Below are 22,784 nucleotides of genomic sequence, written 5' to 3'. Positions count from 1 at the left end.
TCCAACAGAACGATAATGAATTGACTGTGCCGATAGTGCTAAAAGCCCTATCAATTTGGTCACTCAGTTCATTGAAACCGAAGTGCTTATTGCTAAGCATTTTGATTATCATCAACGAGTGCCCACACAGATTGATTGGTTTAAATTGTTAAAGAGCTGGCTTGCGAATCTCTCGTTGAGCTTCGAAGCGGAGGTGAATTCTAGCGAGTTAATTTGAAGAGTCAAACACTTTTTCAAATTTTCTTTTTTAGAAGCTTTCCCTCAACCAACACTGCCTGAAGCCTTGCGGCGTCTGCTGTGTCAGTGAGGGCGCATTATAGGGAGTTAGTTTAGCTTAGCAAGTACTTTTTTCTATTAATTTTCCGTTCGCTCAAAAAGCCATCGGATCATTAATTTTTGAATAAAATTCCAACATTTGAAGAGGGTCACAGCAATCGATTGGAAAAACGCCAAGCATAAACGTAAGATTCATGTGTCTATATTGTTAATCTTAGATACGCCTCTTACTTTCATTCTGATTAAGTAGTATTTCAATATGAGCTCGAATAAATCTACATTATTTATTGTTGCACTGGCTATCATTGGTGCACTGGTTTTTTCTCTATTATCGATTCATCCCGCGGTAAGTTTTGTTATTGGTGTTATTTCTGCCGCGATCACTCTGCAAGTTTTATCAAATCCTTCCGTAGTATCAGTGAATGCTCCATCAACCGAGGAGTCATCCAGTAATACAAAAACGCTTTACGTCGGAAACCTACCCTATAAAGCTAATGAATCGGATGTGCGTGATTTGTTTGCTCAATACGGTGATGTGTTTGCGGTCCGATTAATGAAAGATAAACGCACAGGAAAACGCCGAGGGTTTGGATTTGTAGTCATTGCCACGGCCCATGCCTCTGCGGCGATTAATGCACTCAATGAAAAAGACTATATGCAGCGCACACTCAAAGTGAGAGTTGCTAATGATCCAAAACATCCAGATGAGGAAATGGACGAACAGGATTAAAGCCCATTTTAATTAAGTTCGCATTCAGAGCGCTCTCTTTCCAAGGGGGCGCACTGGCGAAAATCGTGTGCGGATGCTGATGCTTTAAGCTAGGTTCTACATCAAGCAACTGCTGTACTCGACGAGCTATCGCCTGACCAGAATCAATCAACATCACATCATCACCTAATACTTGTTGAATCTCTGCTTTAATGAGTGGGAAATGGGTGCATCCTAATACCGCAACATCTATCCGCTGAATCAGTGGACTTAAAATCGTCGCCAATTCCTCTTTATCGACGTCTTGCCCGCGCAGCTTCTCTTCCGCCATATCAACTAAACGTGTCGACCCAAGCAGTTCAACACTTTTTTTACTCGAAAAATTACGGATTAAATCATGTGTGTATTGTCTTGTGATCGTTGCGGGAGTAGCAATCAAGCCAATCGCTTTATGGGCAACGAGTGAGGCTGGCTTTATCGCAGGAACCACGCCTACAACCGGAATGGATAATTTAGCACGCAGCATGGGGAGTACAATAGTACTAGCGGTATTACAAGCTATCACTACTAAATCAAAAGATTGCTGTTTGACTAATGAAATAATTAAACGCTCAACACGGTTAAGCAAAACTTCCTGCGCTAATTCGCCATAAGGATACGCGGCGTTATCAAACAAATAGGTATAATCAAGCTGTGGTAATAGTGAAACTATCTCTTGATAAACTGACAATCCACCAACACCTGAGTCAAAAATTAGAACCTTATGTGACAACTGTTGCTGCATACTACACCCCAAGAAGAAAGAGTCAGTGATCATACTCCCTCTTTATCATTAGGCAACCACTCTCACTGTAATGAAATAGTAATATTATGAGTATGGTTTGTCAGATAGTTCTAAAAAATAAGACCGCTGTAAGGCGGTCTTATTTTTTAGAACTGGTAACTGGCGTTTAGGTAAAAGGCCCGCTCTGGGGCACGATACCCGAGCGCACTTTGATACTGCTCATTAAAGAGATTTTCTATCCGACTACGAATGACCATGGTATCACTTAACCAGTAGCCTACAGACACATCCCACAGGTTAGTGGAGTGAATATAATCGTTACTGGTTGGCTCTGGTGTAGGCAAGTCTAGGCGCTTACCCGTATAGGTATAAGTTGTATTTATATCGAAGTTACCCAATTGTATGGCAGTAATCCACTTGTAGTTTTCTTTTGCCCGACGAGCCAACTGCACATGATTATCATCTTTATGATCTTTGTACTCCGCCACTAAAGTATGATTGATTGGACCCGTATCAAAGTTCACTTCCAATTCCACCCCTTTAATTCGTGCATCGGTATTCAAAGTGCATCCTCCCCAATTCACCACATCACACACGGCACCGTTAGGATCAGAATACCAGATAATCAAATTATCCACCTGGTTGTCATAAGCCGATACACTCACTCGCGCTAATGGATAAGTGATATCGAATCCTATCTCACTATTCTTAGACTTTTCTGGTTCAAGATCAGGTGCCGTTGATAAATCGGTGTAACTCGGTGCTTTAAATGCTGTGCCATAGCTGGCCCGCATACGATAATGATCGTTAACTTGATAACCGGCAGCGAAAGACCAAGTGGTGTAGTCATCATATTTATCATGCTTATCGTGACGAATATTCGCTTCAAAAACCCAATCACTCACCGTCAGTTTGCCAGAACCAAAAATACCGTAGGTATCTCGGCTTTCTCCCGCCAACACATGACGACTACCATAACTGAGCGCATCATGGTCTAATTTTTCCCAGCGGCCATCAATACCCGCTCCAAGTTGAATAATGTCATTCAGCTGATAAAGGTTCGCCCATTGCGTCTGGGTAAGATCGATGTTCGCCTTGGTATTAGCATTATTTTTACCCTCGCTTTGGGTATAATCGAGTTTTTCTGTTTGCTGATAATTAAGCATCAACAAACTTTTTAAGCGCTTCCCTTCGTAATTCATCTTCCCAGTAAAACTCTGGTTGTCGGAAAAACTGTGGTAGAGCGTACCGGAAGAATTGTATTCTACATCACTGTCAAACCAGCTAGCTGATACATACCCCAACCAGTTCTGATTGAAGCGATGTTCATAGCCGCCCATCAAATTCTGGCTTTCATAACCATAGTCCACACCTGTCTGCGGACTTTTTATATCGTAACCATCGGTTTTCTCAAAACCTGCAGAAAGTTGTAGATGCCCCAGCTCATTCACATCCGTCCTCGTGACCACTTCACCTTTACGGGATTGGTTGCTGCCAACACCAAGCGTCACTTGCTTGAGATTATTTCCACGATGAGAGCGAGTGATAATATTGATCACACCACCGATAGCATCAGATCCATACATCGCGGCACCAGAGCCACGAATCACCTCTAAACGCTCAACTAAGCCAATTGGAAAACGATTAATGGCAACCCCACCAGCGGCTGAATCAATCCGAACTCCATCCACTAAAATGAGAACATGACTGCTATTGGTACCTCGCATAAAAACAGAAGCCGTATGCCCTCGACCACCATTTTGAGCTATCTCGATTCCGGGTACTCGACGTAAAACCTCCGTCAAAGATCGCGCTTGATATTGTTCAATTTCTTGGCGTTCAATCACCGTTGTTGCCGCCAGTACCGATACCTGCTTTTGCTCAAACCGATTGGCTGTTATCACCATGGTCTCATCAACGGGTAAACTTTGGGCATAGGTAAGAGAGCAATAAGAGAGCGCTGACATCATCGCCAGGCTTAGATAAGATTTATTCATTATGTTGTTATCCTAAAACGCGTAGATTCTCCTGAGCAAAACACCACTGCTGGCCCAGTTGCTGGCAGGTATTCGGACTCGAGAGCATTAACCTAATAACTCGACTTCCCACCATTAGGCAGTGTCTTGATGAGCGTTCGTTCTCCCTTACCGCTGCGCGTCACAGACTTACAGTTGGGAAAGAATACGTTTAAAAAATAGATTAGATAAGGATAAAGCCTTTAATAATGGGAGCTAGTGCGTCTAAAACTGAAAATATCTACCCAATCCGTATCACTGTCTAAATTTTTCACATTCTCTTATGGTCTGTCTAACTTTTTATTCAATTAGACCATTGAGAATCATGAGATTCGCGTTCTTACTTTCCCTGCAACATAGACGGACAGAAAACCTAAACCTGCCAAAAAAATCGATTTTAATCAAAACCAACTTGATTACCAGTTTAATCTATTGAAATTAAATAAAGTTGTTTATGAAATTTATTAATAGTAACTATTCAGGGGGCAATTGGAGATAAAATTAGAAATCGGGAATTAGTACCACTCATAACTCTTAAGCGATGATTATAAATAATATAAGTGCTATCAATGGAGAAAATATGGCGACCTTATAGTAACCAAGCCATTTACCTGTCGACTTAAAATGTTTGTTTAAGCGACTCTTCATTGCTGTAATTTCAGTATTTAACTCATCTGGGTACTCAGCTTCTTTTCCATCAATAGAGCTAAATACAAGATCTTTAGCTTTCTCCAATGATTCATACTTATTCTTTTGACTTTTAAGCAATCCGTACATAAGCAGAATCGTAACAATAACTCCGATTACTAGCAGGACAAAAACTAGTGCGTCTAACTGACCCTTTTGCATAATTGCGGCTAATGCCATAACAGAGGCTGGGACGGAAAAAAGCTTAAAAACAATGTCACTAGTCAGATTAGTTAATTTTTCAGATAGCTCAATTTCAGCTTCAGCAACTTCTTTTTTAGCCTTATGAAACGAAAAACCACTTAAGTAAGTAGACAGATTATTCTGATATAAAGCAACGAATGCTCCCCAAGAATCAATCAATTTGTTAAAGGCTTCATCTGGGGCATAACCTCCACCTAAAAATTCATGCAATGAAGCATAAAAAACACTCAGTTTATCACTGTAGTGCATATTCAATTCGGATTCGGCTGAAGTCAACTCATTCAAAAGAGAGAAATTAATGTCTTTCGATAGTAAATTTTCAGAAATACTTACACTTAAAACTATAGGTGTTCGATGTTCACCTGAGAGATAAACTAAAGTCCGAGAATCACCCATTTTTTCATCATGATAATGAGCTAAGTTTTCAAGTTTAGCTACACTTCTAATTAGTAATTTCAGCCGGCTAAAAATATCATCGTCATCAGATTCTATTGAGTTAGCTGAATAATATAAATCTTCATCGAATAAATAAAATTCAGGCAATTCAACAACTTCAGAATAAGAAAATGTAAAGTTATCAAGAAAAGCATTTAAGTTTTGGTAAAATTGAGATTCATTAGTTCTAGGCGTTCGAAAAGTTAACTCAATTTCTTGGTCTATATAATCATTAAAATTGACTGAATTTCCATCAATATCACTACCATTTATCTCACGCAGGTATTCACATTGCTCAAGAATTTCAGCTATACCCTCAGTAACATGAACAGAGCAACTAAACACAGGCCGATTAAAGCTATGCTGAGATGCTGCTCTGCGTAACTGAACTAAAGGATAAAAAGACACTGGTTGCTACCCATTAATTTGCTGATTTAGTTTATCAATCAGATCTTGTGGAAGATCCTTGATTATAACTTTAGCTCCATCGAAGTAAACCCTTGCACTGGGATTACCACCTATATCTTCCTTATCAAATTCTAGGTGTAAATCGTCACCTTTGTAGACTAAATGAGTCATTGTTTTGAGTTTTGTCTTATTAACAGGGAACTCAGGTGGAACACCACTTTCTTCGCGGTTTAAATATGTAACAAACTCATCAGCATATCTATCAGCCTGCTCTTCATCATCGGTAGGAAAAAAACGTCGGGCGATTCCTTCGATATCAGGTAAAGTTGCTGGTTCATTAGATTCAGCTTTTTGTTCCAGATAAACAGTCAACGCTCTTTTTAAGTTTGGAGCATGCGCTTTCAAATCTTCTTTAGACTCGAAAAAACCAACACTTTCATCAACAGCCGCTTGAGTTGCTTTTGCTGAAGGTGCACCAGCTTTACATCCCATCGCCTGAATGAAATATCCAGCTGCTGACTGACTTGTTTGTGGACTAACAAAACTTAAATACGTAGAGTCCTGACGTTCAATATCATCAGCGTTTTGATAGGCGCTGTATTTAGAAAAATTAATTTTAATTGCTTGATGAAGCTTACTTAAATCAATGTATTCAAGATCTTCCACACCGAGTGTATCGGAGAATGCGAATCCTGACTTTTGCTTGATCATCGCAGCTAAATAGAATCTAACTCCATCACTCTCATAATCCGAAAATAAGATATGTCCACCAGTAGCGAATGCAACCCCAGTAGCTTCTCGAAATAACTCCTGCATGACTGACTTTGATAGAACCATGAAGTCTTCATCACTAACATCTTCTAGTTCTGAGTATTCATAAAATGAATCGGGTACACTTCCAGAGGCCTCATCGTCCCGAAAAACACCATATCTGGCACTGTTATTCTTTCTTCCATAAATATTAACAACGCCAGCAATTACATTCTGTACACTCTCATTATCTACAGGTAGAAGGGATTGTCGGTAATGCAATGGTTGAGGTTCTTCATTTTTTTCTTTTATCAATTCATGCACAACAGCTCGATGAATAGTGATTGCCATGTAAAGTCCTTGAAGATAATTATAAATATGCAATCGCCTTACTATATAAAAGCCACACGAGAGAGTAAATGAGACCCGCTTACATTTTTTGCACTTTACACATAAAAACAAAGATTAAGAATTGCCTACTTTTTCATAACTTTCCCTGAAGTATTATCCATACGGTACTGTGAGATCGTTCCATCCAAGATATGTTTTATTACTTCAACAACTGTCGCCAGCGGTACATTAAACCACTCTCTGGGCTTGTAGCTCTGCCCATCATGTCCTTTGAGGGTGATATTCAGTCGCTGGTATCCCAAGAAACCATGCACTAAAGTCTCTAGCTTATGAGCATCTATGTTGTAACATTCTGTCGTCATTACCACGCGAACAGGTGCTTCCAAAAACGTACGATCTTTCTCTGCATGTTTAATACGGTCTTCAACACTACCTTCGGTGAACCCAACTTTGTAAAGGTTCGCCTTATAGGGTGCAAGAACACTATCTGGACTCTTAGTAGCAAGCACATATACCAACCCGGTAGGAACTGGGTTACCGTCAGGCTCAAGCAATGCTCCCTCACGAATAATTTTACATCCATGATCGTCACGGACTAATCCGTGTGTCAAAGACTGAAACAGCATATGTAGCTCTGTGCCATTTTCGAAGACTAAATGCAGCCTTGCATTGTAGCTACTGTAACCTTCCAATCTTTCTCCAGCATAATGAACATACCCCATCAAGCCATTAAGAATAAAAAAATCACCAACCTGTATTTTTAGTTCATGGCGAAAACGCTCAAGTGACGCAGCGCCTGCTTTAAGTTCTTTTTGGACTGTTTCAAAAATAGGAGCATATCGAGGAAAATCCGCACATGGCTGACGTTTGGCAATTTCTTCCGGCTGCGATTTTTTTTCTGCAGGAACATGGCGAATAGTGAAAATGTCAGGGGCATCAAACTCTAGCAGATCATCATCATCGTCAAAGATATCATCCAAAGACGTAACTAATTCAGACTTATCTATTTCAGACGAGGGTGTTGATTCTTGAATTTCGTAGGTTGAAGAGCCGACAGATTCCATTGACGGTATGTACGAACACTCAGCTAACAGGCCATAAGAATCAAACTTTTTAAGCGATTCTCTCTGTTCACCGTTTGATTTAAAGGCTTTTAAACGTCTAGCCAACCGCTTTTCATCGAATGAATCCGCATCACTAGCTGGTATACGTCCATTCTTTTCAAAGAACGCTGTAATTTCCTCAAACTGACTTTCAATCAGATTACCAGCAGGTGCTTTTGCCTTTAACGGAGCTACATCAAGCAGCCCCAAGTCATCGTCTTCAGAAAAAATATCATCTAAGTCTCGCTTTGGCGTTTTCTTAGAAGAGCGTAAACAAATCACACCTTATCCCTCTTGTTTTGCCATTCTCTGTTGCTTCATCTTGCGAATATAAGCAAGCACCTCCGCATATCGGACTTCAATAGGATCAGATGCAGTTAATGACGGTTCTCGTTGATGTTCTTTACTGAAAGCTTTAATTCTAGGCCATAGCATCACAGCTTCTTCTTCAGAGACTTTGGCTTGACTAGCTCTTACTGTCTCTTGAATCGTCTTCAACATTGCGGCATTTACAGACTTAGATAATATTTCATAAGCACCATGAAACGGGTTTACAGCATCAATCAAGTCAATATCTAAATTTTCAATGTTGACGAACTTATCACCCATCTTAATAAATTGCCGACTCGCACCAGAATCATTATTCCCAGGCTGATTATTTTTACCATTTCCTGATGTTGAACCATCATCGATATCAGCATCATCTGGCAAATCTTTTTCATCGATAACACCGCCATGTTGACCAATATACAGGCTCTGAAGAACCCCTGAGCGAACCTGCTCAATCTCATGCTCTTCCAAGTCTGGGTATAAAGTTTGAATTACAGAAGGTAGCTCTATTTCATTGATAACTTCTGGCGGTGTTGTTTCGGTAATGACACCTTTTACAACAGGTTCTTTTGCCATTAATGCCGACAATATTTCACCTTTATCACCATTTAAAATATCTAGAACTTTCTGGGATACTGGTGTAGCTGTGTCATCGATGATAAGAGTGTTGGCAGGTAATTCCCCACCTTGCCATTGAGAGCGAGGTTTAAACTGTATACTTGGAGCCAAAATCTGCTCCATAAGTAACGATGTAGTAATCGCTTTAAGCATATTGTTAACCGATACCTTAACATCGTCGTCTTGCGCATCCGGTTGAGCGATGAGGTTCGTAAACTGAGCGTGTGTTTTACCTTTACAATCGCGAGTTGCTCGGCCAATTATCTGAACAATTTCGGTCATTGAACTACGATAGCCGATGGTTAGAACATGTTCACAGAACGGCCAATCAAACCCTTCTTTTGCCATCCCCAAAGCGATAATGATATCCATCTGTTCAGCAGACTCGATATCTCTTAAATATGCTTGGACTTTTGGTCGCAGATGAACGTTATCGTCAACTAAATTGGCAACCAACAGAGTTCGCCCAGTTTGCTTGCATTTTACTTGGTATATACCGGTGTTGGGATCTTGCAGAATAACTTCGCCAAGAACTTCAAGAATTTGATCGACCTCCATGTGCTTATCTTTGGTCGATTCGCCAGAATTTACGTTAGGAATATGAATGATGGTTTTTTTAGAAGGGTCAAGAATTGATGGCAAAGCCTCTACATAAGGGCCTTGATAAAAGTGATAGCCAATACCCAATGTTTTTAAATGGTTATAACCATTCAACTGTTCATAATAGGTGTATGTCACCTTCGTGAACTTTGCTTCATCTTCTGGCACTAAAATAGGCACCGTATCTCCGCGGAAGTACGAACCAGTCATCGCTAGAATGTGAGCAGAAGAGCCATTCATCAATACATCGATAAGATTCCCTAATCGACTATTCTCATCTGCAGACACATGATGAAATTCATCTATAGCGACAAGACAATTATCGAAATCTTTCGGAGACAACTTGTCGAATACACTGCGCAATGTTGAGTGCGTACAAACCAATGTTTGCTCTTCGCTCTCCATGAAACGCTTAAATGCGTTCGTTTTACCTGATTCACTACCACTGATACATAGATTGTATTCTGGCTTAATCGTCCAATCAGAGAAGAATCCATATTCAGTCAAATTGGTATCTTTAAATGAACCACCAATAGACATTTCAGGAACAGCGACAATTACTTTTCGCAGCCCCTGATGAATCAGTTTATCTAGCCCTAAAAACATTAAAGCACGAGACTTCCCTGAAGCCGGTGGCGCTTTAATCAACAGATACTGACTATCACGTTGGGCAAATGCCCGCGCCTGCATTTCACGCATCCCCATTTCGTTATGGTTCGTGCTTTTCCCGGTCTGTTTGTAGTTTACTTCCAAAATATTGTTATTCATTCCTTCAAACCTTTTGCCAACTAAATTAAATTTATTTTTCTTGTTTAACGACCAGTTCTTCATAACGAGCCAATAGGTAGCTTAAGCGGTCAGCAGTATCTTTAAACGGCTTGTCTCGGTAGAGCTTATCAACTGCAGCATCCAATTCTTGATGCGCTATTAGCAACTCTGGAGGCATTGAGTCTGGGTTATATAGCTCAGCAAGAGTTTTCCCTGGGAAGTCCTCTCGAACAAATAAAACATTTTCAGCAAGAGTGATAGCTTTTGCTTTTTGCTTCTCATTAACTTCAGGCCAAGGGAAGGTGTTATAAACTACTGAAGCGGAGTAACGATAATCACTTTTCATTCTTCCTGCGACCAGGCGCATCCATTCGTTGTGAAGCAATGAAGATAGAATTGCAAACTCGTATAAAGTGCCATCTGGTATTATATAGTTTAAGTTTGTAGAGATAATATCCCCTGTAAACATACCAAGAGGAACATATTTCCTTCTAGCAGATGAAACGCTCGGCATCAGAATGAAGCGTTCTGGATTGTTGAGATCTCTAAATTGGTGAGGCCTATCAGCGAGCTTTTGTGTACCTTTATCCGGGCTCATTCTTCTTTTTTCTGCCACCAAAGCTACTCTTTCGGAAACCAATGGCATTGACTTAAGATCAGTCTCACAAGCATCTTTAAGCCATAAACACCAACGTTCTTTAGAGTTTAAAAATTCATCTGCACCCAGAACTTTTTTCAACCACCTTTCAGATTGAGGCTCTTTCTCTATTAATAAAGTTTTCTCTGAACGACTTAACAATAAATGCCCCCCATCATTAGGCATATTGCCAAATAACAGCGATGGCACATTGGGACTTAACGTTTTCTTTGATGCCACAATACAAGTATTGCTGCCTTCTAAAAGATAGGGACTTATGTTGTTGACAGATTTTGAGTGCCAATTGCCTTCAATATATTCAAAAAGTAAACGCTTGTTAGGGCTAGCTGATAAACCGATGATGACCACATGCACAGCGGCTTTATCTTTTGCATTATTCTCCCAAGTAAAAGTTGGATAAGCTAAATGAATATGTAAACCTCGATTTATAATATGCGGCCACAATGTTCCAACTTGTTCCCCTTGCGCAATTGAATTGGTAGAAACTAATGCGAGCTCAGCTTTGGAATTCTGAATGTAGTTACTCCCCAACCAAAACCAACAGGCAACATAATCTAAGGGACCAAGTGATTTAAATCCTTTAAACACACTTTTCATTTCTGAACGTTGACTATCATTTTTACCTTGATGTCCCTTGAAAGGAGGGTTACCAATCAAGTAAATCTCATCGTCCCCGGAGTTAGGACAGACACTATTCCAATCGATCGTTAGACTATTACCACCTACTATTTTACCTGTTGCCTTTAGTGGCAGAGGTGGCTTAGCTGATCCTATATCTTTTTCCCATTGCTTGTTAATTTGATGTTCAGCTAACCAGAGAGAAAGCCTCGCAACTTCGCAGGCAAAATCATCAATCTCGATACCATAAAACTGATCAAGATGAATATTGCTCATAAAAAAGCTTTGGTCGATTTTCATCAACGCTTTAATAACATCAATTTCTAGCAGTCTTAGCTCTTTATAAGCAATGATCAAGAAGTTTCCAGAACCACATGCGGGGTCAAAAACCTTGATTTGGCTTAGTCGAACAAGTAAACGTTTAAGACCATTTATACTGGAACATTGTTTCTCCAGTTCAGCTCGCAGTGAATCAAGAAACAGCGGCTGAATGACCTTCATGATATTACTGTAGGATGTGTAGTGTTGGCCTAAGCGTGCTCGCTGATCAACATCAATCACTGCCTGAAACATGCTGCCGAATATATCAGGATTGATAGCACTCCAGTCTTCATCTCCGCATTCAATTAAGGTTTTTCTACCTTTTTTTCCTAGTTCGGGTATTGGAAAATCAATTTCAAACAAACCACCATTTACGTAAGGAAAATCAGTAAGGTGCTTAGGAAAGTGCTGACGGAGATCGCTACCATCAGGACTATTCATCACCGAAAATATCTGATGAATAAATTGAACTAAATCGCTACCATCTTGTTCTGTATAGCTTTTAATTGCAGAAGTAAATTGACCTTTTTGCTTGAAAATACCGGTATCTTCAGCAAATAAGCAAAACAATAACCGTGTAAGAAACACGTTTAGCGCATGAATATCTTCTGGTTTACTTAAGTGATTGTTCACACGGATTAAGTCGAACAGCTTACCCATTTTGACTGCAGCCTTTACATCTGCAGGCTTTTCGCTGTTCAAAATAGCCTTTTCTAAGCCAACCAGTGGCAGGAAGAAACTGTAGTTGCGATGCAGCACTTCAAAGTCAATATCCAGTCGCTCGCTAGTTGCTGTATCCCACGCAAGAAAACGTTCAAAATCGGTAGTCAGAATAAAGCGAATTTTGTTCTTAGCTATCGATGGATCGGCAATTCGTTCATCCAATGCAGCATCAATATCCTGACCTTCTTCTACTGGAAGATAATAAAGTTTATTCTTCAGCCCAACATGGCCTGGAATCTTAGCTACATTGCGAGCGCCTTCCTGACGAACCTGAGTAATCGTTGCCTTGGGGAAGTTAAAGGCTGTTAGGAATCCATATATAAATTCATTGGTATCTACTGATTCAACAAGAGATTCAAGTTGTTCAAAAATCTTTGCCTGATTGACGGCCATGGTCTTTCCTTCATGAAAGCTGCTAATCTGCAATTCAGTAGCAATCTTGTCTAACGGCAATCAATTCTTATCAAAGGAATTGATTTCCTTTTAAAAATGCTACCAATTATACATCAAGTCAGTTATGCAATCCCATGAGTCGTATCAGATAAACCGCTCATTGATACGTTCGCTCCCCTTATGACTAGCCGATGACTTAAGTCGCTGAAGATATTGTTCAAAAACCTTTACACGAGAGGTTAATCAACCTTTCTTATGTGTGTGGTGTTATATTGGTGACAATTATGGAGACGACTGTTCGTTACTACCAAAGAATAGGCAGCCAAAACCCTGCCATAATATCGTGTAGCAACTGGCACAACAATCATTGTTTAGAAGGTTATAAATGGAAGACTTAGCTAAGGAAGAATTGTTTTCTCAGATAGAAGAACACTTAAAGTGCAGTGAACAAAGTTGGCTGTTGGGTGCAGGAATTAGCTTCGATGCTAAATTACCTTTGATGTATCCCTTAACCAACAAAGTTAAAAAAGACTTGGAAAACAAGCATGAAGAGTTGTTCAACGATATTGTTGTTCCTTTGTTCAATGAATTACCGCTGGAATGCCATATAGAACACGTACTCAGTCACCTAGGCGATTATGCTGCTTTAGCGGAAAGAAACAAGGAAAAGAAGACAACGATTAATGGCAAAGAAATAGAGTTATCTCGTCTTGAAGACATCCATTACGCCATTTTGGAATCTATTTCTAACGTTATTAGATGTGGTTATGTCGAAGATAAAGACGGTAACACAGTTGAAGAAGGTACATTATCTGAACCAATTGTTGATATCGAGGCTCACCTAAATTTCATTAATATGCTTTTCAACCATGCATCCGCTGGAGTTTATGAAAGAAGAAAAACGGTCAATATTTTTACTACCAATTACGACACTTTATTGGAAGACGCTTTAGCTCTGAATAAAGTTCCGTACTGGGACGGATTTGCAGGAGGCGCTGTAGCACATAGAACTCAACGATACGGCGAGCCTATTCCTTTGAACGGTCAACGCGCCAACGTAATTAAAATGCATGGTTCTATAGACTGGTTTCTATGTGAAAAAGGTTATGTATGGCGAGTTAGAGATAATGACTGCTACCCAGAAGTAAACCGTAGAGTTTTAATCTATCCCCAAGCGACAAAATATGTTGCAACTCAGCAAGACCCTTTTTCGGCACAATTTGATCTGTTTAGGAAGACTCTAAATTCCAATAGCAGTAATGTTCTCGCTGTATGCGGCTATAGCTTTGGTGATGAACACATTAATAACGAAATCGAATTTGCCTTTTCTAAAGAAGAAAATAAAACAGTACTCATCGCATTCTTGGAATGTAGAGATCAAACCCTCCCTAATTGCATTGAGAAATGGCGCAATTCAAGTTTTGGTCGAAGAGTTATCATCGCATCCTTACATGGTTTGTATGTGGGCAATGAAGGACCATTTACAAGAAAGGATGGTGATGACTATTGGTGGACTTTCAAAGGTGTCACATCAATATTAGAAAATGGATGCGAGGTATAACATGTTCACACCAGTTGACGAGTTGAGAATAGGACAAGTTGTTGAAGTATCAGGCACCAATATTAAAGTTGAGATATCTGATAAAATTTCCGAGTTGAATCGAACTTTTGATGGACGAGTTTATTCGATAGGACAAATAGGAAGCATGGTTAAGATTCACTATGGCCGAAAAGTGATTTTTGGCTTAGTAACCATGCTTAGAATGCGTTCAGAGGAATTAATTGAAGCTGGTAAACCAGTTAATGCAGATGCCGATCAGAGAGTAATGGAAGTTCAATTATTAGCTGAAGGTAGCTGGAATGCTGTTAAGGAAAAACTAAGCTTTCGCCGTGGTATTAAAACCTATCCTCTACCGCAACAAGGCGTATTTCTTCTAACAAGTGAAGAAATAGCCTGTGTGTATCGCTCAGCTGAAGGAACAAGAGATGAAGAGGTCGATCCATTAGTTCCTTTCGCAACATACAGTGCATCGGAGTCAACTGCTTGCAGAGCTAATATTAATAAGATGTTTGGTATGCATTGTGCCGTTCTGGGATCAACAGGCTCTGGTAAATCAGGTACGGTAGCAGCCATTATTCACAGTGTTCTTTCCCATAAGCACAACCAAGTAGAGCTATCACCACAAATAGTAATCATCGACCCACATGGAGAATATGGTACAGCATTTAAAGAAAGAGCTATTCAATATCGTGCATACAATATTGCGGCTGGGCAAGATGAACAAGAGGAAATAAAACTCCCTTACTGGTTAATGTCTAGTGATGAATTTACTAATTTGGTAATTGGAAAAACAGAACATAGTGCTACTAGCCAAAATAACGTGGTTCAAAAGGCTCTCGCACATGCCCGGATGGTGGCATGTGGTATTGTGAAGCCTTGCCCTAATGAGTTTGGTACTGATGCGCTGGTTCATCTAATTAATATGGATGACCCGGATTTATGTGACGATAAAGATACGTCTGATATCTTAGAGTTTGACCGTGACAAACCGAGACCTTTTTCTTTGGACGAATTTGAAAACCATGTCCGATACATACAAGGAGGCAGAATAAACAAAGGTAAGCATGAGAGTTTAACTAATTCAGATTTAGCCAAATCTCCAGTTCCCTCTGTACTTGAGAAATTGAAAGTTCTTCGTAGAGATACTCGTTTGGCATTTATGATGAAAAACTGGGCAAACAATGGTGATATAAAATTGCATCAAGTTCTAAATCAATTTGTTGGGGCACCTCAACAAGCAGGTAAAGATATCAGAATTATTGATATTTCTGGCCTGCCTAACGAAGTCGCAGGACCTCTAGCAGCATTAATAGCTAGATTACTTTTTCAATACAAAGTGTTCCAAACTCAAGATGAAAAAGAAAAAGATCCCATTCTATTGGTATGCGAGGAAGCCCACCGATACGTTCCAGATCATGGGGAGGCTCAATACGCAGCTGCGCAGGGAGCGATACGACGGATTGCGCGAGAAGGTCGAAAATATGGCATAGGATTGATGTTGGTAAGTCAACGACCTGCCGATGTTGACAGCACTGTAATATCTCAATGTGGTACATGGGTAGTATTAAGGCTTACAAACTCTGCTGACCAGCAGCATGTCGCTCGCTTCTTACCTGATGGTCTATCCGGGATGGTTGGAGCCTTACCTATCTTGTCTCAGCAGGAAGCCATTTTTGTTGGGGAAGGGGCCGCTTTACCCTGTAGAGTTAAAGTTAAAGATTTGAAAGAAGATCAGTTACCTAAATCTAGTACCATTCCGTTTGCTTCTGGTTGGTCAAAAGGTCGATTAGATCTAGAAGAACTTGAAGATATATCTCGAAGAATGTGTTCTTAAGTTAAGTAGGATGCAATCTGTTAATTTATAAGCCATGATTCAATAAAACTAACAGATTGCTCCAAAATCAGGTTTGCGCTGCAGAACGCCCCCCCATAAAATAAGACCTAGAAAATGAAAGTTTACCTTGATGATGAACGACCAACTCCGGAAGGATGGCATAGGGTTTACTGGCCTGAAGAGGCCATTGCCATTTTGAAGCAAGGACATGTTACTGAAATAAGCCTCGATCATGATCTTGGCAACGATGAACACGGCACTGGCTATGATGTTGTTTTATGGATTGAAGAGGCGGTTGCAACTCAAGGTTTTCAACCACCGGTTATACGAGTTCACAGCGCTAATTCATCTGCAAGGCAGAAAATGGAGTTTGGGATTGCCAATATCAAACGTTTGAATATGTTGGGTTAACACCACATGACATGTATTACAGCGCTACCTGATATAGGTATAGAGGTTTCAAGAACAGAATCGCAATCTTGATCTGCAACGACGAAAATTGAAAGCATATCTATGAATCACACAGTTAAGATTCAAAATAATCGGTACGGAGATACGTTCAGCTCACTGTTTTTAAGGTAATAATCGTCCCAGCCACGAGTATCAAATGGAACTTGTTTACCTTGTATATCTATATGCAAATAACCTAGCTTTGCACCAACAACAGCTTTCGAACGAGCAATTGGCATCACAATCGCGTCTATCATCTTTTGAGCATCAGATTTTGAAGCGGGTTTATATACCAAAGCTACTTTATTACCTATCTTCATACACTTACGGCTAAAGGTTATATGTTTATCACCAACTTTACCATAAGCCTGACTTCTAAGTTTGCCTAATTCACATGTTGGTTTCTCTAAATTGACAACCCCAAATCGAACACCATAGTCAGTGTATTGATTTTCTCGGTTCGCATATAAAATAGCGATCAAATCGTCATTAGCACTGAATGCCGGATAAAATGAATGTGACTCTTTCATCCAAAAACTATCCAGTTGTGTCGGCCGGTTGAACTCTAAGTTGTATCCATACTTCGCACTTGCTACGAATCCATCACCGTTGAATTTTAACTGGCGACCAGTTGGCTTTTGATTCAATGAACCACGTTCAGGATCAACGAATCTTGCATTTCGCGTTTGAAGTGAACCATCGCGGTTGAAATACTCTCTGAGCCGGTACAACCCGTTTTCCAGTGTATGAGAACTTATCGAACCATCATCAAAGTGAGTAAACTTTTCTTCTTTATCATTCACGTAAAATGTCGGCTTTGGCGACGTGTTGTCATTGGCTTGAACACAAGGTTCCCCCAAACACATTGCTACTTTTTTCTCGCTCGTTGTTGAGCATCCACTGAGAGCCAATATAGACAGCCCAATTACAAACAACCCCTGCTTTTTCATAAATTACATTCACCTTTTTATTTTAAACCTAATAAACAACCTATCTTTGTATCTATCTGTTTTTTCTTAGATTTTACCTTGCGATAAAATAAGACTCTGCCGTTAATCACCCTCTTAATCACTAAGATTAAAGACTCTGTACAACGAGTAGCGATCTCTTTGTTTTGCAGTAATTTTAGGGTTGAAGTAAAACACCGTATCGTCGCTTAATCGCTTGATATACGGGTTAATCGATATGCGCTGCTGATTATACCAGCCTGTAAAATAGGAAAGATTTTCCTTTCTCCAGAGGTCTTTGTGCCCATTCATTTTTACAGCTGGTACATAAAGGAATTGCTCAACCCCAGCAACGTTAGCAAATTTTATCTGCTCTATTGGAAAACCAATCGGCAAGTAAGTCTTAGCAGCCATATAATCGCCACCTTGCGGCACTAGCGGGATATAACCATTATTGTCGCGGATAAGCATAGGAATTCTGGCTGTGAGTGAGTAGCAAGGCGAATAGACAGCAGTACAACTCTCATCTGAAGTACTGGTCACTTTAATTCTGTCCAAGAAATAAAAACCTTCTGAGCCCACTTTTTGATATTCTTCCTTCGCTTCACTTCCCATTGCCATTTTTATGGTATCTACAGCAATTCGGTTAACGTATTGTGCCTGAGTATCCAAGTCTTTATTGTTATCCACTTGAATAATTGTGTAGAGATATTGTTCGCCTAAAAGGGAATCATAGCCAGATCGCGAACCTTGTTGAGCTAGTAATCCCATCACCGCATCAAATGAGGTGATACTTCCTAATCCAGCGGCGACAACTGTAGCCACAGAAGAAGTATTAGCCAGTTCTTTGTGTGAATTTGTATCGTAATAAAACTTGTCTAAGTTGTTGGCATTACGTCCAGGTTCTATCCATCTTAGTGGATAGTAGAACCGTGTAGCTTCGGAAAATTCTTCCACATTGAGCGCATAGTCATCCGCATATTTACCCTGAGATTCAATGGACTCATTGGGAGTGCTTGCGCATCCAGATATCGCTAAAGTGAGAGCTGAAATCATGACGTTTTTTTTCATAGCACTATTTTTTGATGAGTTACCTAACATTAAATTTCCTATATTTATCAATAAGTAAACTTTTTGGCGAATGGCGTTTTGAGAAGCTTGATACCGAATGAATGAAGTCAGACCAACCCCACAACTTTCATTTTTAAATGAACTGAATTGCAACTATCATGACTATAAAAATTGCAGACAGTTTTATCGCAAAGACTATAGGTACCCTCTTATAGGTTTGATAAATTACCTCATAAAGTTCGTCCTGCTCTCTCTGCATGCTCTTTTCTTGAGACAATAAGACGCCATCACGTACCTTTTGAGCAATTCCTGGTTTCCACTGTTCGTACAGCTTTAGTCTTTCTGGAGAAGGAAATTCATCAACGTAATTTCTGCCCCTGATAGAAGCGAGAATCTGCTCTACGGTTCCGCTCTTTCTTAAAAACACCCTCATTTGTCCCGTAAAATGTTATCAGTCAAATTTGGCATATTGGTCGCTTTTAACCTTAGAATCTGGGCGAGTAATTCACTCGTTACTCCTTTTCCAAATTCTGAACGTAAGTGACGTTCCGGATAGGGTTGTAATAGTTCTTCAGATCCAATTTCGCCGCAGGCGTACCATTGCGCATTCAATCCATGTGCGTGGGCTATCATCCGACGCACAGGGTCGTTGTCGTCCATTTGCATCCTGAAGGGTAATTCTGTATCAGGCGCTAATTCATCAGCGGAAAACACACCATGTTCAATAAGGTATGAACGATCATAAAAAATCCCTAACGGGTAAAGTAGTAGCCCCGATTCTGACGCTGCATTTTTTAGCTTTGCGATAGCTTGAAAATCCGGTTCCACCATTTCTAACAGTGTCTTTGTGCGAGTATGGAACCATTCTTTATACTTAGTGTGCACACTTGCATTACGTTGAAAATACTCATTCGAATAAAGCAAACTAAGCGTATCAAAATATAAAACCTTCACTGAAACCACCTAGTTCGTATTAGGCATAGTTAAAATGGTGCTTCATGAAAAAGTCCAGATGACATCCTCTTTCTAACGCTCTTTCCTCAATTTGCTTCCATAAGAGTGGTAAATAGGCTTTCAGATCTTCCGCTTCCGATTGATGATATTCATCCTCACAGTCCCCTGCAGCAGCTTTTAGCCACTCTGAAGGTGTTAAAATAGTGAGCCCAAGATGAAAATATTCTGGAATGGCTGCCCGTATTGATTCTTCGCTACCGCTAGCAACATACATTGTGAGGCCTTCACCTGTTGCGTAATAATGGCTAACACCGATGTAGAACATATCAATACCTCGCTAACATATTGTCTAATATTAAAAATATTTATTACTGAAATGCAGCAATTACACGCTCTCTGAAATTTCCTAAGTTCAATTGACCAGAAGAAGCTGAGTATGCAGTTATGATTGACGGTTTTTCCAAACGTTCTTTATCCCAACTAAGCTGTGTCTTCCCAATATCAGTTTTTTTCTTTTGTTGATCAGAGAAATAGGCTCGATCTAACGAAACAGAAGCTTGAGGTCTATCTTGCCAATTATCTGGTTTGATAAATAAGCATGAGTCCGGAATATCTTGCTCGATCTGCTCAGCAAAACTCACTAGGCTTTCTTCAGCAAAAGTGTACAACCAAGCTTGCTGATTCGAGGATTCATGCGTTCGCAAAATTCGTCCTAAAACTTGCCTGAAATAAAGTTCTGTCTTCACAAAACTTAAATGGCAACAGACTTGTAGACGTGGGATATCGGTTCCCTCACTAATCATTCCGACGCTGATAATCCACTGAGTCGTTCCGTTTCGATACCCATTGATTTTTTCTAGTGGATTTTCATGATAGTAAGTGACTATCTCTGTACTTTGCTCATATGTCTCAGTCAAAACTTTCTGAATTTCGATTGCATGTCCTACTGATGAAGCAACAACCAAACCACCGGCATTAGGGTTATCCATACGTATATCTGCTAGCTTTTTGCAACCAAGGCCAAGTACATAAGTCATTGCATCAATATTTTGCAAAATGCTTTGATACGGAGTTGCTGATTGCTTTAAAAGGTCAGGAATTGACGAAAATGACTTTGATTGTCCACTTTCTGAAATAGATAAGCGATCATTATCAATTAGTACAATTTTAGGTGAGCGACAGACCTTATCGATAATCGCTTGCTTTAAACCGTATTGATAATCACAGTGGATACGACCTTCTGCGTCAGAATACTGTGCTAACGTAATTGGCAATAAATCTGAGCGCCAAGGAGTGCCAGATAGGGATAATGTAAACGCAGCAATCCCTTGAATTTGTCTCAAAATTTGCTCACCCCATACATTGGCATTTTCAATTTCATCACCTGAACAATGGTGAATCTCATCAAATACAACCAATACGCGGTGCTTTTTAATTGTTTCCCAAAAGCTATCTCTAAGGTATTTCATACTCTGATATGTAAACGATGCACCTATTGAACCAAGTCCACCGGAAAAAGAGCATCCCAATCGCCATGAAAAGGTATTTTTGATACCATCAGCAATCGTTAATGATGGCGAAAAACAGAGGACCAGGTCAATTTTGTCTAAGTCATACAGCCTTTTGGCAATTTCGGCAGCGGCCACCGTTTTTCCAGCCCCTGGAGTCGCCTGAACCTGAAAATGTGAATGTCCAGCTAGATACTTTTCTAAAGCCGATCCAACACACTCCTCTTGCCATAGTCTTAACATTTTACTTCCCCACAATTACTAAGCTTTAGGGCGTGATTAAGAACATTTATTTTGGCTAGATATCTAACAGAGCGTTCTCTAGTTTCTTCGGATAGTTTTAACAATGATGATTTCTGTAAAGGTAACCTTTCAGACAATAGTTGAAATTCTTCGATCTCAGCTAAAGCTATCGCAAGTTCAGCTTCATACTTTCGTCGTTCCAAAGTCAGCTCATCAAGGGTAAGTGCTTCGTCCGAATTTTTTACGACTGTTTTTAGCTTTTGTTGCTTACGCTTTTTCGGTTTGAATACAGTTTCTTTAAACTGCTCTGATTTGTGGTATGTCCTTGTCCGCCCTTGGCCATTAGTCCAAAGTAGCCCTTTCTTTTCTAAAGGCAATAACTGACGATAAAGAAATTTACGCGCTTCCGTTATATCCTCAAATTCTCCCGTAATCGTTAGTAGTTCGTCCCTTAAGGCAGGAACCGTTAATCCATCAAGTCCTTTCTCGATGAATAAGGTAAAAATATATTCATTAATCGCTGTTTTCTTCGTCATAAGAGCTCAACTACGAACCAAAATGCGGATTATAGTCCGTGGCTATAAAATCCGCAATGAAGGATATTCTTTCATTTTGAGTACCATTAAAAATGAAAGACTTAGCGAAACGGTTTGGGGATAACTTACGTAAAGAGCGTAAGCTTAAAGGTATATCTCAGGATAAATTGGCTATTTCAGCAGACATCGACCGAAGCTATGTCGGTCGAATCGAAAGAGGAGAGGTCAATATCACACTGGAAAAAGCATACCAGTTGGCAAGTATTCTTGGTTGTGATGTGCGTGATTTGCTGCCATAAGGTAAACCCTAACTATAAGATTTATAAACACCTAAGGAAGTAAAATATTATTGGAGAAATCGAGAGATAATGGTTTGCAAAACTAATCTAGTTTTTCACGCTTTTTAAAGTCTAAAATGTTACTGTTCATTCCCATATCTTGAACATCAATCATCAACTCAACATGTTTTTTTTCATCAGGAATCTGCCCCCACATGGCAACATTCATTTGATGCATTCTTACTGCTTGCTCTTTTATACGCTCTTTATAGCTCTCTAACTTTGAGTTTTTCGACGTTAATTCTGCCTTGAGCATTTTTATTTCAGCCTTAGCTTTATCTAGATCATTTTTAGCTTTAATGTATAAAGGATGCCTACGGATGGCTTCATCAGACACATCTTTTACAGGACCATATTTACGAGCAGCTTCAGCGCTCAGAATATCTTCCTTTAGTTTTGGATAACGTTCAGGTTTAACTACACCATTCGATAATCCAGCTTCCTTCTCGACACTTGAAACAGTAATTTTCAACTTATTGGCTTTAAGCTTCTGTTTTAACTCCCTTTGGGTTGGCCTTTTGGCAACAAGGCGTGCTAATGCGTCTCTTAACAGCCTCTCGGTCGGGCTTAATTCAGTTTCATCTGTCATAT

19 protein-coding genes and 1 riboswitch are annotated in these 22,784 nt (G+C 39.9%); of the genes, 5 read left to right on the top strand and 14 right to left on the bottom strand.

Annotation, left to right across the window (positions count from 1 at the left end; translation table 11 throughout):
• Positions 1 to 535 precede the first annotated feature (535 nt).
• Entirely contained in the window at positions 536 to 1,006 is a 471-nt protein-coding gene (locus CAG58_RS03340; protein WP_154169876.1) for an RNA recognition motif domain-containing protein, read from the top strand.
• Here CAG58_RS03340 and murI read toward each other — a convergent pair.
• From murI to CAG58_RS03305, 7 genes are all read right to left on the bottom strand, one after another.
• Positions 960 to 1,769, bottom strand: a complete 810-nt coding sequence (gene murI, locus CAG58_RS03335) for a glutamate racemase (RefSeq protein WP_161425227.1) — start codon at positions 1,767 to 1,769, stop codon at positions 960 to 962. The two genes, CAG58_RS03340 and murI, sit on opposite strands and share 47 nt — an antisense overlap.
• Positions 1,770 to 1,915: 146 nt before the next feature.
• Positions 1,916 to 3,766, bottom strand: a complete 1,851-nt coding sequence (locus tag CAG58_RS03330) for a TonB-dependent receptor domain-containing protein (protein ID WP_161425225.1) — start codon at positions 3,764 to 3,766, stop codon at positions 1,916 to 1,918.
• Between the two features lie 46 nt (positions 3,767 to 3,812).
• Positions 3,813 to 4,113: riboswitch (cobalamin riboswitch) on the bottom strand.
• 205 nt (positions 4,114 to 4,318) lie between these two features.
• On the bottom strand, positions 4,319 to 5,518 hold the full coding sequence (locus CAG58_RS03325) for a hypothetical protein (RefSeq protein WP_161439471.1): 1,200 nt from the start codon (positions 5,516 to 5,518) through the stop codon (positions 4,319 to 4,321).
• A 6-nt stretch (positions 5,519 to 5,524) separates the two neighbouring features.
• The gene (locus tag CAG58_RS03320) at positions 5,525 to 6,619 is read right to left on the bottom strand and encodes a nucleoid-associated protein (protein ID WP_038160567.1); all 1,095 of its coding nucleotides are present in this window, start codon (positions 6,617 to 6,619) and stop codon (positions 5,525 to 5,527) included.
• 125 nt (positions 6,620 to 6,744) lie between these two features.
• Entirely contained in the window at positions 6,745 to 8,004 is a 1,260-nt protein-coding gene (locus tag CAG58_RS03315) for a GIY-YIG nuclease family protein (protein ID WP_161439472.1), read from the bottom strand.
• A 3-nt stretch (positions 8,005 to 8,007) separates the two neighbouring features.
• On the bottom strand, positions 8,008 to 10,038 hold the full coding sequence (locus CAG58_RS03310; RefSeq protein ID WP_161439473.1) for a DEAD/DEAH box helicase: 2,031 nt from the start codon (positions 10,036 to 10,038) through the stop codon (positions 8,008 to 8,010).
• A gap of 31 nt (positions 10,039 to 10,069) precedes the next feature.
• The gene (locus tag CAG58_RS03305) at positions 10,070 to 12,751 is read right to left on the bottom strand and encodes a class I SAM-dependent DNA methyltransferase (RefSeq protein ID WP_161439474.1); all 2,682 of its coding nucleotides are present in this window, start codon (positions 12,749 to 12,751) and stop codon (positions 10,070 to 10,072) included.
• A gap of 385 nt (positions 12,752 to 13,136) precedes the next feature.
• Between CAG58_RS03305 and CAG58_RS03300 the strand changes: the two genes are divergently transcribed.
• The 3 genes from CAG58_RS03300 (at position 13,137) to CAG58_RS03290 (ending at position 16,557) form a co-directional block, all read left to right on the top strand.
• Positions 13,137 to 14,312: an SIR2 family protein gene (locus CAG58_RS03300; RefSeq protein ID WP_161439475.1), complete on the top strand. Its 1,176-nt coding sequence runs from the start codon at positions 13,137 to 13,139 to the stop codon at positions 14,310 to 14,312.
• A gap of 1 nt (position 14,313) precedes the next feature.
• Positions 14,314 to 16,146, top strand: coding sequence for an ATP-binding protein (locus tag CAG58_RS03295; RefSeq protein WP_038160581.1), 1,833 nt, complete (start codon positions 14,314 to 14,316; stop codon positions 16,144 to 16,146).
• Between the two features lie 114 nt (positions 16,147 to 16,260).
• Positions 16,261 to 16,557, top strand: coding sequence for a cyclic-phosphate processing receiver domain-containing protein (locus tag CAG58_RS03290; protein ID WP_094147019.1), 297 nt, complete (start codon positions 16,261 to 16,263; stop codon positions 16,555 to 16,557).
• A gap of 122 nt (positions 16,558 to 16,679) precedes the next feature.
• Here CAG58_RS03290 and CAG58_RS03285 read toward each other — a convergent pair whose 3' ends face one another.
• The 6 genes from CAG58_RS03285 to CAG58_RS03260 form a co-directional block, all read right to left on the bottom strand.
• Positions 16,680 to 17,546, bottom strand: a complete 867-nt coding sequence (locus tag CAG58_RS03285; protein ID WP_038160585.1) for a hypothetical protein — start codon at positions 17,544 to 17,546, stop codon at positions 16,680 to 16,682.
• A 114-nt stretch (positions 17,547 to 17,660) separates the two neighbouring features.
• Entirely contained in the window at positions 17,661 to 18,644 is a 984-nt protein-coding gene (locus CAG58_RS03280) for a hypothetical protein (RefSeq protein ID WP_094147018.1), read from the bottom strand.
• A gap of 399 nt (positions 18,645 to 19,043) precedes the next feature.
• The gene (locus tag CAG58_RS03275) at positions 19,044 to 19,568 is read right to left on the bottom strand and encodes a hypothetical protein (RefSeq protein ID WP_011149153.1); all 525 of its coding nucleotides are present in this window, start codon (positions 19,566 to 19,568) and stop codon (positions 19,044 to 19,046) included.
• 19 nt (positions 19,569 to 19,587) lie between these two features.
• Entirely contained in the window at positions 19,588 to 19,893 is a 306-nt protein-coding gene (locus CAG58_RS03270; protein WP_011149152.1) for a hypothetical protein, read from the bottom strand.
• A 43-nt stretch (positions 19,894 to 19,936) separates the two neighbouring features.
• Complete coding sequence (locus CAG58_RS03265; protein ID WP_038160595.1) at positions 19,937 to 21,319, bottom strand: DEAD/DEAH box helicase; 1,383 nt, start codon at positions 21,317 to 21,319, stop codon at positions 19,937 to 19,939.
• The gene (locus tag CAG58_RS03260) at positions 21,313 to 21,855 is read right to left on the bottom strand and encodes a hypothetical protein (RefSeq protein ID WP_011149150.1); all 543 of its coding nucleotides are present in this window, start codon (positions 21,853 to 21,855) and stop codon (positions 21,313 to 21,315) included. The genes CAG58_RS03265 and CAG58_RS03260 overlap by 7 nt, the downstream gene beginning before the upstream one ends.
• 92 nt (positions 21,856 to 21,947) lie before the next feature.
• Between CAG58_RS03260 and CAG58_RS03255 the strand changes: the two genes are divergently transcribed.
• Positions 21,948 to 22,154 carry a helix-turn-helix domain-containing protein gene (locus tag CAG58_RS03255; RefSeq protein WP_161439476.1) on the top strand — a complete coding sequence of 69 codons (207 nt, stop codon included), beginning with the start codon at positions 21,948 to 21,950 and terminating at the stop codon, positions 22,152 to 22,154.
• 82 nt (positions 22,155 to 22,236) lie between these two features.
• Here the strand turns inward: CAG58_RS03255 and CAG58_RS03250 are convergent, their stop codons facing one another.
• The gene (locus CAG58_RS03250) at positions 22,237 to 22,782 is read right to left on the bottom strand and encodes a hypothetical protein (protein ID WP_161439477.1); all 546 of its coding nucleotides are present in this window, start codon (positions 22,780 to 22,782) and stop codon (positions 22,237 to 22,239) included.
• Between the last annotated feature and the right edge of the window lie 2 nt (positions 22,783 to 22,784).

This window comes from Vibrio sp. V31_P5A7T61 (assembly GCF_009904895.1).
GTDB lineage: Bacteria > Pseudomonadota > Gammaproteobacteria > Enterobacterales > Vibrionaceae > Vibrio > Vibrio metschnikovii.
This window is presented reverse-complemented; position numbering and strand designations above follow the sequence as displayed.

What these genes read in the sequence shown, in the direction of transcription:
- CAG58_RS03340 (WP_154169876.1), top strand. Translation starts at nt 536, where the DNA reads ATGAGCTCGAATAAATCTACATTATTTATTGTTGCACTGGCTATCATT.
- CAG58_RS03290 (WP_094147019.1), top strand. Translation starts at nt 16,261, where the DNA reads ATGAAAGTTTACCTTGATGATGAACGACCAACTCCGGAAGGATGGCAT.
- CAG58_RS03255 (WP_161439476.1), top strand. Translation starts at nt 21,948, where the DNA reads ATGAAAGACTTAGCGAAACGGTTTGGGGATAACTTACGTAAAGAGCGT.
- CAG58_RS03250 (WP_161439477.1), bottom strand. Translation starts at nt 22,782, where the DNA reads ATGACAGATGAAACTGAATTAAGCCCGACCGAGAGGCTGTTAAGAGAC.
- murI (WP_161425227.1), bottom strand. Translation starts at nt 1,769, where the DNA reads ATGCAGCAACAGTTGTCACATAAGGTTCTAATTTTTGACTCAGGTGTT.
- CAG58_RS03330 (WP_161425225.1), bottom strand. Translation starts at nt 3,766, where the DNA reads ATGAATAAATCTTATCTAAGCCTGGCGATGATGTCAGCGCTCTCTTAT.
- CAG58_RS03310 (WP_161439473.1), bottom strand. Translation starts at nt 10,038, where the DNA reads ATGAATAACAATATTTTGGAAGTAAACTACAAACAGACCGGGAAAAGC.
- CAG58_RS03260 (WP_011149150.1), bottom strand. Translation starts at nt 21,855, where the DNA reads ATGACGAAGAAAACAGCGATTAATGAATATATTTTTACCTTATTCATC.
- CAG58_RS03320 (WP_038160567.1), bottom strand. Translation starts at nt 6,619, where the DNA reads ATGGCAATCACTATTCATCGAGCTGTTGTGCATGAATTGATAAAAGAA.
- CAG58_RS03265 (WP_038160595.1), bottom strand. Translation starts at nt 21,319, where the DNA reads ATGTTAAGACTATGGCAAGAGGAGTGTGTTGGATCGGCTTTAGAAAAG.
- CAG58_RS03280 (WP_094147018.1), bottom strand. Translation starts at nt 18,644, where the DNA reads ATGTTAGGTAACTCATCAAAAAATAGTGCTATGAAAAAAAACGTCATG.
- CAG58_RS03285 (WP_038160585.1), bottom strand. Translation starts at nt 17,546, where the DNA reads ATGAAAAAGCAGGGGTTGTTTGTAATTGGGCTGTCTATATTGGCTCTC.
- CAG58_RS03305 (WP_161439474.1), bottom strand. Translation starts at nt 12,751, where the DNA reads ATGGCCGTCAATCAGGCAAAGATTTTTGAACAACTTGAATCTCTTGTT.
- CAG58_RS03270 (WP_011149152.1), bottom strand. Translation starts at nt 19,893, where the DNA reads ATGTTCTACATCGGTGTTAGCCATTATTACGCAACAGGTGAAGGCCTC.
- CAG58_RS03300 (WP_161439475.1), top strand. Translation starts at nt 13,137, where the DNA reads ATGGAAGACTTAGCTAAGGAAGAATTGTTTTCTCAGATAGAAGAACAC.
- CAG58_RS03295 (WP_038160581.1), top strand. Translation starts at nt 14,314, where the DNA reads ATGTTCACACCAGTTGACGAGTTGAGAATAGGACAAGTTGTTGAAGTA.